Here is a 15,406-nt window from a genome sequence, read left to right on the forward strand (position 1 = left end):
GATGCCTCCACACTCCTTTCAGTAGCCAAATGTCGCAGACTGATGGCTGTGGCAGCCTATTCCCCCATTCGACTCAGTCCCGCCGGCTACAGCGACGGTTCCGTCGTCTCACGACATAAAACGGCAGCAGAAAAAATTTATCCAATAATAATAAGGCGTAAGGTGGATATTTTAATGCAGTCCGGCAGCGTTTTCGGCCGGAATGATGCGCATAACAGCGCAGTTTTGATCGATACCCTCTTGCCTATTGGCATATCATATACCAAAATCACCCTACGCACTTCGACTAAGAAAGTGCCTTTGGGAGGAATTTATGACGCTATCGACAGGGAATGACGTCACCCGTGTGAGCGACGCGTATCGCTGGACTCAGCTTGCGCTCGGCGTTGCTTGCATGGTGATGATTGCGAACCTTCAGTACGGCTGGACCTTCTTCGTCCCCGACATCGAAAAACAATTCGGCTGGGATCGCGCGTCGATCCAATGGGCCTTCACCCTCTTCGTGCTCTTCGAAACCTGGCTCGTGCCAGTCGAGGGCTGGATCGTCGACAAGTACGGCCCGCGCCTCGTGATCCTGATGGGCGGCGCGTTTTGCGCCATCGGCTGGGTCATCAACTCCTACGCGGCGTCGCTGAGCGCTTTCTATCTCGGCCAGGTCATCGCGGGTATCGGCGCGGGCGCTGTATACGGCACTTGCGTCGGCAACGCGCTGAAGTGGTTTCCTGACAAGCGCGGTCTTTGCGCGGGTATCACCGCAGCAGGCTTTGGTGCTGGCTCTGCCTTCACCGTCGCTCCCATTCAGGCCATGATCAAGGACGACGGCTTCCAAAACGCGTTCTTCAATTTCGGCATCGGCCAGGGCGTGATCTGCATGATTCTGGCGCTCTTCATTTTTGCGCCAAAACCCGGCCAGACTCCGAAGCCGGTGGTGAACACCAACATCCAGCAGACCCGCCGCGACTACAGCCCGAGCGAAGTCGCCAAGACCGGCGTGTTCTGGCTGATGTATTTCATGTTCGTCATCGTCGGCGCCGGCGGCCTGCTCGTCACCGCCAACCTGAAGCCGATCGCAGCCGACTGGAATATCGCCAACTCCCCCGTCACGATCGCCGGTCTGACGATGACCGCGGTGACCTTCGCCGCAACCATCGACCGCGTGCTGAACGGCCTCACCCGTCCGTTCTTCGGCTGGATCTCCGATAGGATCGGACGCGAGAACACCATGTTCATCGCATTCGGTCTGGAAGGTGTCGGCATCGCGGCGCTTTATCTGTGGGGCCACGACCCGCTCTGGTTCGTAATCCTGACCGGCTCCGTGTTCTTCGCATGGGGCGAGATCTACAGCCTGTTTCCGGCAGCCTGCACCGACACCTACGGCACGAAATTCGCAACGACCAACGCGGGCATGCTTTACACCGCGAAGGGGTTTGCGGCGCTTCTCGTACCGTTCGGCAACTACATGCAGCAGGCCACGGGCAGCTGGGATGGCGTCTTCCTGCTTGCTGCAGGCGCGAACATCCTCGCCTCCCTGCTGGCCGTCTTCGTGTTGAAGCCCTGGCGCAAGTCTGTTGTTATGAACAGCCAGCTTCCAAACGCCGCAGGTCATTTGGCCACGTAAAACCCCAGCAAAATCGAGCCCGCCGGATATTCCGGCGGGCTCCCGCCTTTGACAAATCCGATCCCAAGCATGTCTAATATCCGGTATGCCACGCCTGATATTTGAAATACCAAACGGGCAAACGCATTTGAAATAACCCTCGCCGCCAGCCAAAAGCGGTGGCGAACGAATTTAAAAAACCGATCGCTCTGATATGGGCTATAGCGGCCAGCAGATCGCCTCGGGAAACCATCTGAACGGACGGCAACGTCCCGTTCGATACAAGAAGCAACGCCGATACCCTATCGGCAGACGCGACGATCAACGTTGAAAAACATCGGAGTTTACTTATGGCAATCGACAAAGCATCCGTCCGCAAGGTTCTGGACAAGGTCAAGGCCGACGGCCGCGACAGCCTGACTGCGCCGGAAGGCAAACTGGTTTGTGACGCGTACGGCATCGCCGTCCCGGGTGAAGGCGTCGCCAAGTCGGCCGACGAAGCGACCAAGCTTGCCAGCGGCATGGGCTATCCGGTGGTGATGAAGATCGTCTCGCCGGACATTCTTCACAAGACCGAAGCCGGCGGCGTTGTGGTCGGTGTTAAGGACGACGCGGCTGCGAAGGCTGCTTACGACCAGATTCTCGCGAACGCCAAGAAGTACAAGGCCGACGCCAAGATCGAAGGCATCCAGGTTCAGCAGATGCTGACTGGCGGCACCGAAGTGATCGTCGGTTCGATCACCGACGATTCGTTCGGTAAGCTCGTTGCGTTCGGCCTCGGCGGCGTGCTCGTCGAAGTGCTCAAGGACATCACCTTCCGCATGGCCCCCGCCACCAAGGAAGACGCGCTCTCGATGCTCGACGGCATCCAGGCCAAGGAAATGCTGCACGGCGTTCGCGGTGGCGATCCGGTGAACCGTGACGCGCTGGCCAACATCATCGTCGGCGTCTCGCAACTCGTGACCGACTTCCCTGAAATCGTCGAACTCGATCTCAACCCGGTGTTCGCGACCAAGAAGGATGCGATTGCCGCCGACGTGCGCATCGTCGTCGACTTCAACTACAAGCCCAAGCCTGCTCCGCGTCCGGATTCGGAAATCGTCACGGCGATGAACCGCATCATGATGCCGAAGTCCGTCGCGGTCATCGGCGCTTCCGCCGAAGACGGCAAGATCGGCAACTCCGTGATGAAGAACCTCATCAACGGCGGCTACAAGGGTCAAATCTACCCCGTCCATCCGAAGGCTGCCGACATCCTCGGCCACAAGGCCTACAAGAGCGTCAAGGACATCCCGGGCGACGTCGACGTGGCAGTGTTCGCGATCCCGGCCAAGTTCGTGGCCGGCGCGCTGACCGAGTGCGGCGAGAAGAAGATTCCCGGCGCCGTTCTCATTCCGTCGGGCTTCGCCGAAGCCAACGAGCCTGAGCTTCAGGAAGAAATCGTCAAGATCGGCAAGAAGTACGACATCCGCCTGATGGGGCCGAACATTTACGGCTTCTACTACACCCCGGCCAACCTCTGCGCGACGTTCTGTACGGCGTTCGACGTCAAGGGTTCGGCGGCGCTGTCGTCGCAGTCCGGCGGCATCGGCATGGCGATCATCGGCTTCTCGCGCTCGGCCAAGATGGGCGTGTCGGCGATCGTGGGTCTCGGCAACAAGTCGGACATCGACGAGGACGATCTGCTCGCCTTCTTCGAGCAGGACAAGAACACCAACGTCATCGCGATGCATTGCGAAGACCTGAAGGACGGCCGCGCGTTCGCGAATGCCGCCAAGCGCGTGTCCAAGAAGAAGCCGGTCATCGTGCTGAAGGGTGGCCGCACGTCAGCGGGCGCCAAGGCAGCGGCGTCGCACACCGGCGCCCTCGCCGGTAACGACAAGATCTACGAGGATGTCTTCAAGCAGGCTGGCGTGATCCGCGCCCGCTCGCTGCGTCAGCTCCTCGAGTTCGCACGCGGCGTTCCGTTGCTGCCGACCCCGAAGGGCGAAAACGTCCTCATCATCACGGGTGCCGGTGGTTCGGGCGTGCTGCTGTCGGACGCTGTGGTCGACAACGGCCTCTCGCTGATGACCATGCCGGCCGATCTCGATGCGGCGTTCCGTAAGTTCATCCCGCCGTTCGGCGCTTCGGGCAACCCGGTTGACATCACCGGTGGCGAACCGCCGATCACCTACGTCAACACCGTGAAGCTCGGCCTCACCGACGATCGCATCCACTCGCTGATCCTCGGCTACTGGCACACGATCGTGACGCCTCCGATGGTGTTCGCGAAGAACATGGTGCAGATCAAGAACGAGATGAAGGCCCAGGGCTTCGAGAAGCCGATGGTCGCTTCGCTCGCGGGCGACGTCGAAGTCGAGGAAGCTTCCGAATACCTCTACCAGAACGGCATCCCGGCTTATGCGTACTCGACCGAACTTCCGGTGGAAGTGCTCGGTGCGAAGTACAAGTGGGCGCGCGGCGCCGGCCTCATCAAGTAAGGGTCCAGCATAATGAATATTCACGAGTATCAAGCGAAAGCCGTACTGAAGGAATTCGGCGTGCCCGTCTCCAAGGGCATTCCGATCCTCAAGGCTTCCGACGCCGAAGCTGCCGCCAAGGAACTTGGCGGCCCGGTGTGGGTGGTGAAGAGCCAGATCCACGCTGGCGGCCGCGGCAAGGGCAAGTTCAAGGAAGCCTCTGCCGGTGATAAAGGCGGCGTCCGACTCGCGAAGTCGGTCGACGAGGTGAAGACCTTCGTCCAGCAGATGCTGGGCGCCACCCTGGTGACGGTGCAAACCGGCCCCGCGGGCAAGCAGGTCAATCGCCTCTATCTCGAGGAAGGCGCGGACATCGACAAGGAATTCTACCTGTCGGCGCTCGTTGACCGCGAGACCTCCCGTATCGCCTTCGTGGTTTCCACCGAAGGCGGCATGGACATCGAAACGGTCGCCCACGACACCCCCGAGAAGATCGTCACCTTCTCGGTGGATCCGGCGACCGGCATCATGCCTCACCATGGCCGCAAGATCGCACAGGCGTTGAAGCTGAAGGGCGACCAGGCCAAGCAGGCCGAGAGCCTCGTCAGCAAGCTCTACGCGGCCTTCGTCGGCAAGGACATGTCGATGCTGGAGATCAATCCGTTGATCCTCTCCAAGCAGGGCGAACTGAAGTGCCTCGACGCCAAGGTGTCGTTCGACTCCAACGCCATCTACCGTCATCCCGACGTGCTGGCGCTGCGCGACGAGACCGAAGAAGATGCCAAGGAAATCGAAGCGTCGAAGTACGACCTCGCCTACATCGCGCTCGATGGCACCATCGGCTGCATGGTGAACGGCGCGGGTCTTGCGATGGCGACCCTCGACATCATCAAGCTCTACGGCGAAAGCCCGGCCAACTTCCTCGACGTCGGTGGCGGCGCTTCCGAGGAAAAGGTGACCGCTGCGTTCAAGATCATCACTGCCGATCCGAACGTGAAGGGCATTCTCGTCAACATCTTCGGTGGCATCATGAAGTGCGACGTCATCGCTGCCGGCGTCGTTGCCGCGGTGAAGGCCGTCGGTCTGAAGGTGCCGCTGGTTGTCCGCCTCGAAGGCACCAACGTCGAGGAAGGCAAGAAGATCATCCGCGAGAGCGGCCTCAACGTTCTGCCAGCCGACGATCTGGACGACGCTGCACAGAAGATCGTCAAGGCCGTGAAGGGAAAGTAAGCCAATGTCAGTCATGATCGACAAGAACACGAAGGTCATTTGCCAGGGCTTCACCGGCAAGAATGGTACCTTCCACTCCGAAGCGGCGATCGCTTACGGCACCAAGATGGTCGGCGGCACCTCGCCGGGCAAAGGCGGCTCGACCCACCTCGGCCTGCCGGTGTTCGACAGCGTCGCCGAGGCCCGCGCCAAGACCGGCGCGGACGCCTCCGTCGTCTACGTGCCGCCGCCGGGCGCTGCGGATGCGATCTGCGAAGCCATCGACGCGGAGATCCCACTGATCGTCTGCATCACCGAGGGCATTCCGGTGCTCGACATGGTGCGGGTGAAGCGTGCCCTCTCCGGCTCGAAGTCGCGCCTGCTCGGCCCGAACTGCCCCGGCGTCGTCACCGCCGGTGAGTGCAAGATCGGCATCATGCCGACCAACATCTTCAAGCCGGGCAATGTCGGCATCGTGTCCCGCTCGGGCACGCTGACCTACGAAGCCGTGTTCCAGACCACCCAGGTCGGCTTCGGCCAGACCACGGCGGTCGGCATCGGTGGCGACCCGGTCAAGGGCACCGAGTTCATCGACGTGCTGGAGATGTTCCTCGCCGACGACAAGACGGAATCGATCATCATGATCGGTGAGATCGGCGGCTCTGCCGAGGAAGACGCGGCTCAGTTCCTCAAGGACGAAGCCAAGCGCGGCCGCAAGAAGCCGATGGTCGGCTTCATCGCGGGCCGTACCGCTCCTCCGGGACGCCGGATGGGCCATGCCGGCGCCATCGTGGCGGGCGGCAAGGGCGATGCGGAATCCAAAATTGCCGCGATGGAAGCAGCCGGGATCTCGGTCTCGGCCTCCCCGGCCCGGCTCGGAAGCACGCTGGTGGAGCTCCTGAAAGGGAATAAGCCAGCAAAACGAACCGCTTAAAAAAGACTGACCAAGGCCCCTTCTGGGGCCTTGGTTTTATGGGCCAAGACCCTCTAGTATAGGAATCGGACCCTAATACCCACTAAACCGCCAGTTACTGGCATACGGCAGGAAATATGCCAGATAATAACGGGATGGAACGCGTGAAACCAATCGCCCAGCGGGCGCCCTTGTCGAAGCCGGCACCTGAACTCGTCGTCGGCCGGTTCGCACCTGAGCAAACTTTCAAGACCCGCGCCTATGAGGCTCTGAAGCAGGCCATCCTCGATATGGATATCTACGCTTCCGCCGAGCCCGCGTGGATCGACGAGCGGCAGCTCTCCGAACAGCTTGGCGTCAGCCGCACTCCGGTCCGCGAAGCCATCGTGATGCTCGAGCACGAAGGCCTCGTCAAATCAGTGCCGCGCAAGGGCGTGATGGTTCTGAAGAAGACCAAACGCGAAGTCATCGACATGATCCAGGCCTGGGCCGCACTGGAAAGCATGGCGGCCCGCCTCGCCACCCTGCATGCGAGCGACGAAGCCATCGCCGGCCTGCGCCGCCTGTTCCGGGGGTTCGACGACGCCCACAAGCCGTCCGATCACCTCAGCGAATATTCTTCGGCCAACATTCTGTTTCACCAGACCATCGTGAAGCTGTCGGGCTCGCAGGTGCTGGTCGACATGACTGAGCAGATCCTGCTGCACGTACGGGGCCTGCGTCAGATCACCATCGGCCGCGACGACCGCGCCTCGCGTTCGATCGTCGATCACCTCGCCATCATCGACGCCATTGAGAAGCGCGAGACCGAACGCGCCGTGATCCTGTCGCGCGACCACACGCTTGGCCTCGCCGACTATGTGGCCGCCCACAGCGACGGCATCTTCGAATAGGTGCCTTGGCCCTGCTTGAATCGAAAAAGCCGCCTGCGATCGCAGGCGGCTTTTTTAATGTGGTGTCTTCTGCGGAAACCGGTTGTCAGTTCTCGTACACATTATGCAGCGTGCCGATGCCCTCGATCGTCACGTCCATGATGTTGCTCGGCTCCTTCATGGTGCCTACACCGATCGAAGTACCGCAGCAGATCAGATCGCCGGGATTCAGCGTCATATCGTGCGACAGCATGCTGACGAGCTTGCGCGGCTGGAAGATCATGTCAGAGACCTTGTAGTTCTGCCGCTCCGCACCATTCAGGACGAGACGCACCGACAACGTCGCCGGATCAAGTCCCGTCGCGATCACCGGACCGAACGGACCAAACCCGTCGTAGCTCTTGGCGCGGGTCCACTGAGCGAAGCTCTCATCCTTGAAGAGGACTTCAGCCGCCGTGATGTCGTTGACGCAAGTGTAGCCGAAGATCGCCTTCTCGGCCTCTTCCTCCGAGGCGTTGGTACAGGTCTTGCCGATGACGATGCCGAGTTCGCCCTCATACACGACCTTGCCGGCATAGGCTTTCGGCCGCTTGATCGTTGTGTTCGGCGAAGTAATGCTGGAATTCGCCTTGATGAAGTAAAGCGGCTCCGGCGGAATCGACTGCTTCAGTTTCGCCGCGAGTTCACGGAAATTATTCCACAGCGCAACGATCTTGGTCGGCTCGGACGGCGGCAGCACCTCGACGCTGGAAATCGCCAGCGTCTGCCCCGTGGCCTTGGGCGATGCGAACATGTCGCCAGTATGCTCGGCGATGGTGTCCCCGCTCAGCGTACCGAAGCCCGCCTTGCCGTTCGCACGATATCGAATCCACTGTGTCATCGTTTCCCCTGCTCTTACGCCTTATGTCGCGCGCTTCCGGTCAGACGGTAACGACGCGGAGATTGTTGGTCGAACCCGATTTGCCGAATGGCACGCCCGCGACCACGACGATGCAGTCGCCGTCCTTCGCAAGCCCGCTGTCCTTGGCATGATGAACCGCATGGCTCACCATTTCGTCATATGACGCAATATCGTCCGAACGCATGCTCGTCGAGCCCCACAGCCAGGCCAGCTGGCGGGCGGTCGACTCATTCGGCGTCACGCTCAGGATCGGCGTCGGCGAACGCTGGCGCGCGATCCGGTAGGCGGTCGCGCCGCTCGAGGTGAACGCCACGATACAGGCGGCACTGATGGAGTCGGCGACCTCCGTGGCCGCCGCCGCGATCGCGTGCTGCGGCAAAGGCTCGACCTGCGGATGCAGCGCCGCGACGATGCTGCGATACGCCTTGTGCTGCTCGGTCCGGCGGATGATGCGGTCCATCGTCTGGACCGCCTGCACCGGAAACTGCCCCGAAGCGGACTCGGCCGACAACATCACCGCGTCGGAGCCGTCATAGATCGCGGTCGCGACGTCGGAGGATTCCGCGCGCGTCGGCGTCGGCGTCTGGATCATCGATTCCAGCATCTGGGTCGCGATGATGACCGGCTTGCCCGCCAGACGGCACAGCCGCACCAGATCTTTCTGCGCGCCCGGCACGTCCTCCGGCGGGATTTCCACGCCGAGATCGCCGCGCGCCACCATGATGGAATCCGACAGTGCGACGATATCCTCGATCACCGACATCGCCGCCGGCTTCTCGATCTTCGACATCACGCCCGCGCGCCCGCCAACCAGCGTGTGCGCCTCGATCAGGTCGGAGGCGCGCTGCACGAACGAGAACGCGACCCAGTCGACGCCAAGCTCGAGGCCGAAGGCGAGATCGACGCGATCCTTCTCGGTGATCGGCGACAGCGCCAGAATCGTGTCCGGCAGGTTGACGCCCTTGCGGTCGCTGACGATGCCGCCGGCAATCACCCTGGCATCGATATAGCCCTCGCCCACGCCGGTCGCCGACAGCCGCACCTTGCCGTCGTCGATCAGAAGCTGGTTGCCCGGCACGATGGCGTCGAACACCTCCTTGTGCGGCAGCGGCAGGTCGTTGCCCTTCGCAGTCTTTTCGCAGACGAAGCGAACCGTGCTGCCGTTGGTCAGTTCGCGCTTGCCGCCTTCCAGCGGCCCGAGGCGGATCTTCGGACCCTGCAGATCCTGCAGGATCGCGATCGGCGTGCCGACCTCGCGCTCGACCGCGCGGATCGCCTCATAGCGCGCGCGGTGATCCTCGTGGGTACCGTGGCTGAAATTGAGCCGGAACATGTCGACCCCGGCATCATAGAGCTTGCGGATCATCTCGGGCGAGGAACTCGCCGGGCCTAGCGTCGCAACGATCTTCGCGCGCCGATTGCGGCTCATCTTCAATTCCTTCCGTCAATATAACTGGGATATCCGGGGCACGAAGCCCCGGATGTCCGGTATTGCTTACTTCTTGCCGGCGACCGCGTGGTTGGCCATCAGCTCGAGCGCCTTCACCATGCCCGAGTGATCCCACGCCTTGCCGCCATTGGCCGCACAGGTGTTGAACAATTCCTGCGCCATCGCGGTGTTCGGCAGCGCCACGCCGAGCGCCTTGGCACCCTGCAGCGCGAGGTTGAGATCCTTCTGGTGCAACTCGATGCGGAAGCCCGGATCGAAGGTGCGCTTGATCATGCGCTCGCCATGCACCTCGAGGATGCGCGACGACGCAAAGCCGCCCATCAGCGCCTGACGCACCTTGGCCGGATCGGCGCCCGCTTTCGAGGCAAAGATCAGCGCTTCCGCCACCGCCTCGATGTTGAGCGCGACGATGATCTGGTTCGCGACCTTGGTGGTCTGACCGTCGCCGTTCGCACCGACATGGGTGATGTTCTTGAGCTCGAGGCCGAAGGCGAGATCGACGCGATCCTTCTCGGTGATCGGCGACAGCGCCAGAATCGTGTCCGGCAGGTTGACGCCCTTGCGGTCGCTGACGATGCCGCCGGCAATCACCCTGGCATCGATATAGCCCTCGCCCACGCCGGTCGCCGACAGCCGCACCTTGCCGTCGTCGATCAGAAGCTGGTTGCCCGGCACGATGGCGTCGAACACCTCCTTGTGCGGCAGCGGCAGGTCGTTGCCCTTCGCAGTCTTTTCGCAGACGAAGCGAACCGTGCTGCCGTTGGTCAGTTCGCGCTTGCCGCCTTCCAGCGGCCCGAGGCGGATCTTCGGACCCTGCAGATCCTGCAGGATCGCGATCGGCGTGCCGACCTCGCGCTCGACCGCGCGGATCGCCTCATAGCGCGCGCGGTGATCCTCGTGGGTACCGTGGCTGAAATTGAGCCGGAACATGTCGACCCCGGCATCATAGAGCTTGCGGATCATCTCGGGCGAGGAACTCGCCGGGCCTAGCGTCGCTACAATCTTCGCGCGCCGATTGCGGCTCATCTTCAATTCCTTCCGTCAATTCCCAGGACAATCATTGCCCCAGATAATCCGATTCAAGCTGCAAATAAATATATCCTGCACGACATGCGCGCGAAAACGGGCAATCGCAGGGAGAGTTTGCGCACGCCGGAGCAAACATCCGGCATGCGCATGTCAAATCAGGCCGACACCGCTTCGGGAGCGCGGACTTCATCCGGGAACGTTGGATAGACGCCGTTGGAGCGGCCCATCTGCTGCACCAGCGCCAGCACCGTGTCGATATACGGCGTCTTGATGTTGGCGAGATGTCCCATCTCCTGCACCGAGGTCAGAAGCGCATCAATCTCCAGCGGACGCCTCTTGTCGAGATCCTGCAGCATCGAGGTGCGGTGCGCACCTACACCGGCGGCGCCGTTGATGCGCCGCTCCACGTCGACGCGGAAATTGGCGCCGAAATGCTGACCGATCTGCTGCGCCTCGAGCATCATGTTCTTCGCAACCGCGCGCGTGCCAGGATCGGTCGCGACGATGTCGAGCGTGGCGTGGGTGAGAGCGGACAGCGGATTAAAGCAGAGGTTGCCCCACAGTTTGATCCAGATGTCGTCGCGGATGTCGTCATACAGGCGCGGCTTCAGCCCGCCCGCGGTGAGCGCGTCGGCGAATTTGGTCAGGCGCTCGCTCGGCTGACGATTCGGTTCGCCGAGACCGAACTGATCGCCGTAGATATGCTTGATGACGCCCGGCTCCGTGATCTCGGTCGCCGGATAGACGGTGGCGCCGATGATGCGCTGTGGGCCGATCGCATTCCACTGGCGGTTGTCGGGATCGACGCTCTTGAGCCGCAGCGAACCGAACTTCTCGTCGAGGCCATAGAAATACCACCACGGCACGCCGTTCTGCGCGGTGACGACCACCGTGTTCGGGCCGAGCAGCGGCTTGAGCTGATCGACCGACTCCCACGCCTGGTGCGCTTTCAGCGCGATAATGATGTAATCCTGAGGGCCCAGTTCCTTGGGATCGTTGGTCGCCGGCATGTCAGCCGACAATTCCTTGTCCTTGAACACGACCTTCAGGCCGTTGGCCTTGATGGCGGCAAGGTGGGGTCCGCGCGCGACGAGCGAAACATCGACGCCGCCACGTTTCATCATCACGGCCATATAGCCGCCGATCGCGCCAGCACCGAAAATACAAACCTTCATGGACCCCTCCTAAAATTATTGTTCTGGGGGATATCCGGGGCGCGAGGCCCCGGATGTCCGGTATCGCTTACTTCTTGCCGGCGACCGCGTGGTTGGCCATCAGCTCGAGCGCCTTCACCATGCCCGAGTGATCCCACGCCTTGCCGCCATTGGCCGCACAGGTGTTGAACAATTCCTGCGCCATCGCGGTGTTCGGCAGCGCCACGCCGAGCGCCTTGGCACCCTGCAGCGCGAGGTTGAGATCCTTCTGGTGCAGTTCGATGCGGAAGCCTGGATCGAAGGTGCGCTTGATCATGCGCTCGCCATGCACCTCGAGGATGCGCGACGACGCAAAGCCGCCCATCAGCGCCTGACGCACCTTGGCCGGATCGGCGCCCGCTTTCGAGGCAAAGATCAGAGCTTCCGCCACCGCCTCGATGTTGAGCGCGACGATGATCTGGTTCGCGACCTTGGTGGTCTGACCGTCGCCGTTCGCACCGACATGGGTGATGTTCTTGCCCATCAGCTCGAAATACGGCTTCACGGTTGCGAAGTCGTCGTCGTGACCGCCGACCATGATGGTGAGCGACGCGGCCTTGGCACCGACCTCACCGCCGGAGACCGGCGCATCGAGATAGCGCGCGCCGAGCTTTTCGACCTTCGCGGCGAACTTCTTGGTTTCGATCGGCGAGATCGAGCTCATGTCGACCACGATCTTGCCCTTGCCGAGATGCTCGGCGACGCCGTTCTCTCCGAACAGCACGGATTCGACGTGCGGCGTATCCGGCACCATGATGATGATGATGTCGGCGTTCTTCGCGACTTCGGCAGCGTTCTTGGCAACCTTGCCCTTCTTGGAAAGATCGGCCGGCACGCCTTCGATAGTGTAAAGGTGAACCTCGTGACCGGCGGCGATCAGATGACCGGCCATCGGCGCACCCATCGTGCCCAGTCCGATGAAGCCCAGTTTCTTTGACATCTAAAAACTCCCTCGTGGATTTCTGAAACGGCGTCAGGCGTTACTTCGGCAACCAGCCAAGCCCTGCGACCGTATCGGTCTTAGGCTTGTACTCGGCACCGATCCAGCCTTTGTAGCCGATCTTGTCGATGAACTCGTACAGGAAGGGATAGTTGATCTCGCCCGTGCCCGGCTCGTTGCGGCCCGGATTGTCCGCAAGCTGGATGTGCGCGATCTTGGGCAAGTTAGCCTCGATCGTGCGGGCCAGGTCGCCCTCCATGATCTGCATGTGATAAATATCGTACTGGTCGTAGAGGTTGTCCGAACCGACCTCGGCGATGATGTCCAGCGCCTGCTTGGTGTGGGTCAGGAAGAAGCCCGGAATGTCGCGGGTGTTGATCGGCTCGATCAGCAGCTTGATACCCTCGTTCTTGAGCGCGGAGGCTGCGAACTTCAGGTTCGAGATCAGCGTGTCGTGATGCTTCTTCGCATCGGCACCCTGCGGCAGAATGCCAACGAGACAATTGAGCTGCGTGCACTTCAGCGCCTTGGCGTAGCTGATCGCCTTGGTGACGCCGGCGTTGAACTCGTCAACGCGGTCCGGGAAGATCGCGATGCCGCGCTCGCCCTTCCCCCAATCGCCCGCGGGCAGATTGTGAAGGACCTGCGTCAGACCGTGCGTCGAAAGCTGCTTGGCCAGTTCCTCAGCCGGGAAATCGTAGGGAAACAGATATTCAACGCCCTTGAAGCCGGCCTTCGCCGCGGCGGCGAAGCGCTCCATGAACGGCATTTCGTTGAACAACATCGTGAGATTGGCTGCAAAGCGCGGCAAAGCGCCCTCCTTCATTTCCAGTTTGTGACAGGTTGCGGGATCGCCGCTGCAGCCTAGACGGGCTGCAGCTTGCGAGGATTACCCTTACCTGCCGGCACTTCGTCAAGCGGAAGGTCGAGGACCTCCTCGAACTCGACGACATTGTCGATCTCGGTGCCCATGGAGATGTTGGTCACACGTTCGAGAATGAACTCGACGACCACCGGCACGCTGAATTCCTTCATCCACTTGCGCGCCTGCGTGAAGGCAGCCTGCGCATTCTTCGGGTCGGTCACACGGATCGCCTTGCAGCCGAGGCCTTCCGCGACCTTGACATGGTCGACGCCGTATTCGCCGATCTCCGGCGTATTGACGTTGTTGAACGAGAGCTGGACCTCGTAATCCATGTCGAAGCCGCGCTGCGCCTGACGGATCAGCCCGAGATAGGAGTTGTTCACGAGAACGTGGATGTAAGGCAGTTTGAACTGCGCGCCGACTGCAAGCTCCTCAATCAGGAACTGGAAGTCGTAATCACCCGACAACGCGACGATTTCGCGATCCGGATCGGCCGCGCGCACGCCGAGCGCCGCGGGCAGCGTCCAGCCGAGCGGACCCGCCTGACCGGCGTTGATCCAGTGGTTCGGCTTGTAGACGCCGAGGAATTGGCCACCCGCGATCTGCGACAGACCGATGACGCTGACGTAGCAGGTGTCGCGACCGAACGCCTTGCTCATCTCCTCGTAGACGCGCTGCGGCTTGATCGGCACGTTGTCGTAATGGCTCTTGCGCAGCATGGTGCGCTTGCGATCCTGACACGCCGCTGGCCAGGCCTGACGCTCCTTGAGCTTGCCGGCCTTCTTCCATTCCTTCGCGACCTGCACGAACAGTTCGAGAGCCGCCTTGGCGTCGGAGACGATGCCGAGATCGGGGTTGAACACGCGCCCGATCTGTGTCGGCTCGATGTCGACGTGAACGAACTTGCGGCCCTTGGTATAGGTCTCGATCGAACCGGTGTGGCGATTGGCCCAGCGATTGCCGATGCCAAGCACGAAATCGGATTCGAGCATGGTCGCGTTGCCGTAGCGGTGGCTGGTCTGCAGACCGACCATGCCTGCCATCAGCACGTGGTCGTCGGGAATGGAGCCCCACCCCATCAGCGTCGGGATTACCGGCACGTTCAGCGTCTCCGCGAACTGCACCAGAAGATCGGACGCACCGGCGCCAATGATGCCGCCACCGGCGACGATCAGCGGCTTCTCGGCGGCGTTGAGCATCTCAAGCGCCTTCTCGACCTGCTTGCGGGTCGCCGATGGCTTGTAGACCGGCAGCGGCGCGTAGGTGTCCTCGTCGAACTCGATCTCGGCCATCTGCACATCGATCGGCAGATCGATCAGCACCGGACCAGGACGGCCCGAGCGCATGATGTGGAACGCCTGCTGGAATACGCGCGGCACGAGCGCGGGCTCGCGCACCGTCACCGCCCACTTGGTGACCGGCTTGGCGATCGACTCGATATCGACGGCCTGGAAATCTTCCTTGTAGAGGCGCGCACGCGGCGCCTGCCCGGTAATGCATAGGATCGGAATCGAATCCGCGCTCGCCGAATAGAGGCCGGTGATCATATCGGTGCCGGCGGGACCCGAGGTGCCGATGCAGATGCCGATGTTGCCGGGCTTGGTGCGGGTATAGCCCTCGGCCATGTGGGAAGCGCCTTCGACGTGGCGAGCCAGCACATGCTTGATCGAACCGCGCTTCTTCAACGCCGAATAAAGCGGATTGATCGCAGCGCCGGGAACGCCGAACGCCTGAACGATGCCTTCCTTCTCCAGAACGGCGACAGCGGCGTCGATAGCTCTCATACGGGCCATGAAGGCTCTCCCTGAATTATTTTTCTGACTGGCATACTGAATGCCAAAAGGTTTTATTCGTCAACTCATTTCAGAATATTTTTCCAGTTTTGTCTATTGATATTTTATTCTATAGGATCAATAAGTTGACCTTATAAATCGTTTGATCAGGTTTCATTATAAAAAATATTTCCGTAATATGC

General features: G+C 61.3%; 13 protein-coding genes. 6 read left to right on the forward strand and 7 right to left on the reverse strand.

Going from position 1 to position 15,406, the window contains the following annotated elements; all coding sequences use genetic code 11:
- Nucleotides 1-42 precede the first annotated feature (42 nt).
- The 6 genes from HMPREF9697_RS20820 (at nucleotide 43) to HMPREF9697_RS05860 (ending at nucleotide 7,074) form a co-directional block, all read left to right on the forward strand.
- A complete protein-coding gene (locus tag HMPREF9697_RS20820; RefSeq protein ID WP_157223244.1) occupies nucleotides 43-336 on the forward strand; it encodes a hypothetical protein in 294 nt (97 codons plus the stop codon).
- The gene (oxlT, locus tag HMPREF9697_RS05840; RefSeq protein ID WP_002716243.1) at nucleotides 314-1,618 is read left to right on the forward strand and encodes an oxalate/formate MFS antiporter; all 1,305 of its coding nucleotides are present in this window, start codon (nucleotides 314-316) and stop codon (nucleotides 1,616-1,618) included. The genes HMPREF9697_RS20820 and oxlT overlap by 23 nt, the downstream gene beginning before the upstream one ends.
- Before the next feature lie 329 nt (nucleotides 1,619-1,947).
- Nucleotides 1,948-4,080 carry an acetate--CoA ligase family protein gene (locus HMPREF9697_RS05845; protein ID WP_002716244.1) on the forward strand — a complete coding sequence of 711 codons (2,133 nt, stop codon included), beginning with the start codon at nucleotides 1,948-1,950 and terminating at the stop codon, nucleotides 4,078-4,080.
- A 12-nt stretch (nucleotides 4,081-4,092) separates the two neighbouring features.
- On the forward strand, nucleotides 4,093-5,289 hold the full coding sequence (gene sucC, locus HMPREF9697_RS05850; RefSeq protein ID WP_002716245.1) for an ADP-forming succinate--CoA ligase subunit beta: 1,197 nt from the start codon (nucleotides 4,093-4,095) through the stop codon (nucleotides 5,287-5,289).
- Between the two features lie 4 nt (nucleotides 5,290-5,293).
- Nucleotides 5,294-6,202 (forward strand): succinate--CoA ligase subunit alpha, encoded by a 909-nt coding sequence (gene sucD, locus HMPREF9697_RS05855; RefSeq protein ID WP_002716246.1) that lies wholly within the window; start codon nucleotides 5,294-5,296, stop codon nucleotides 6,200-6,202.
- 134 nt (nucleotides 6,203-6,336) lie between these two features.
- Nucleotides 6,337-7,074, forward strand: coding sequence for a GntR family transcriptional regulator (locus tag HMPREF9697_RS05860; RefSeq protein ID WP_172583891.1), 738 nt, complete (start codon nucleotides 6,337-6,339; stop codon nucleotides 7,072-7,074).
- An 85-nt stretch (nucleotides 7,075-7,159) separates the two neighbouring features.
- On the opposite strand, the gene HMPREF9697_RS05865 is transcribed toward HMPREF9697_RS05860, so the two are convergent.
- The 7 genes from HMPREF9697_RS05865 to gcl all read right to left on the reverse strand — a co-directional run bounded on the left by HMPREF9697_RS05865 (nucleotide 7,160) and on the right by gcl (nucleotide 15,224).
- Nucleotides 7,160-7,933 (reverse strand): fumarylacetoacetate hydrolase family protein, encoded by a 774-nt coding sequence (locus HMPREF9697_RS05865; RefSeq protein ID WP_002716248.1) that lies wholly within the window; start codon nucleotides 7,931-7,933, stop codon nucleotides 7,160-7,162.
- Nucleotides 7,934-7,973: 40 nt separating this feature from the next.
- Nucleotides 7,974-9,383: a pyruvate kinase gene (gene pyk, locus HMPREF9697_RS05870; protein WP_002716249.1), complete on the reverse strand. Its 1,410-nt coding sequence runs from the start codon at nucleotides 9,381-9,383 to the stop codon at nucleotides 7,974-7,976.
- A 66-nt stretch (nucleotides 9,384-9,449) separates the two neighbouring features.
- Nucleotides 9,450-10,430: a pyruvate kinase gene (locus tag HMPREF9697_RS20100; protein ID WP_002716250.1), complete on the reverse strand. Its 981-nt coding sequence runs from the start codon at nucleotides 10,428-10,430 to the stop codon at nucleotides 9,450-9,452.
- Nucleotides 10,431-10,588: 158 nt separating this feature from the next.
- The gene (locus tag HMPREF9697_RS05885; protein WP_002716251.1) at nucleotides 10,589-11,608 is read right to left on the reverse strand and encodes a 2-dehydropantoate 2-reductase; all 1,020 of its coding nucleotides are present in this window, start codon (nucleotides 11,606-11,608) and stop codon (nucleotides 10,589-10,591) included.
- A gap of 67 nt (nucleotides 11,609-11,675) precedes the next feature.
- Entirely contained in the window at nucleotides 11,676-12,566 is an 891-nt protein-coding gene (gene glxR / locus HMPREF9697_RS05890; RefSeq protein WP_002716252.1) for a 2-hydroxy-3-oxopropionate reductase, read from the reverse strand.
- A gap of 40 nt (nucleotides 12,567-12,606) precedes the next feature.
- The gene (gene hyi, locus HMPREF9697_RS05895) at nucleotides 12,607-13,377 is read right to left on the reverse strand and encodes a hydroxypyruvate isomerase (RefSeq protein ID WP_002716253.1); all 771 of its coding nucleotides are present in this window, start codon (nucleotides 13,375-13,377) and stop codon (nucleotides 12,607-12,609) included.
- A gap of 53 nt (nucleotides 13,378-13,430) precedes the next feature.
- A complete protein-coding gene (gcl, locus tag HMPREF9697_RS05900) occupies nucleotides 13,431-15,224 on the reverse strand; it encodes a glyoxylate carboligase (protein ID WP_002716254.1) in 1,794 nt (597 codons plus the stop codon).
- Nucleotides 15,225-15,406: the final 182 nt, after the last annotated feature.

This window comes from Afipia felis ATCC 53690 (assembly GCF_000314735.2).
GTDB lineage: Bacteria > Pseudomonadota > Alphaproteobacteria > Rhizobiales > Xanthobacteraceae > Afipia > Afipia felis.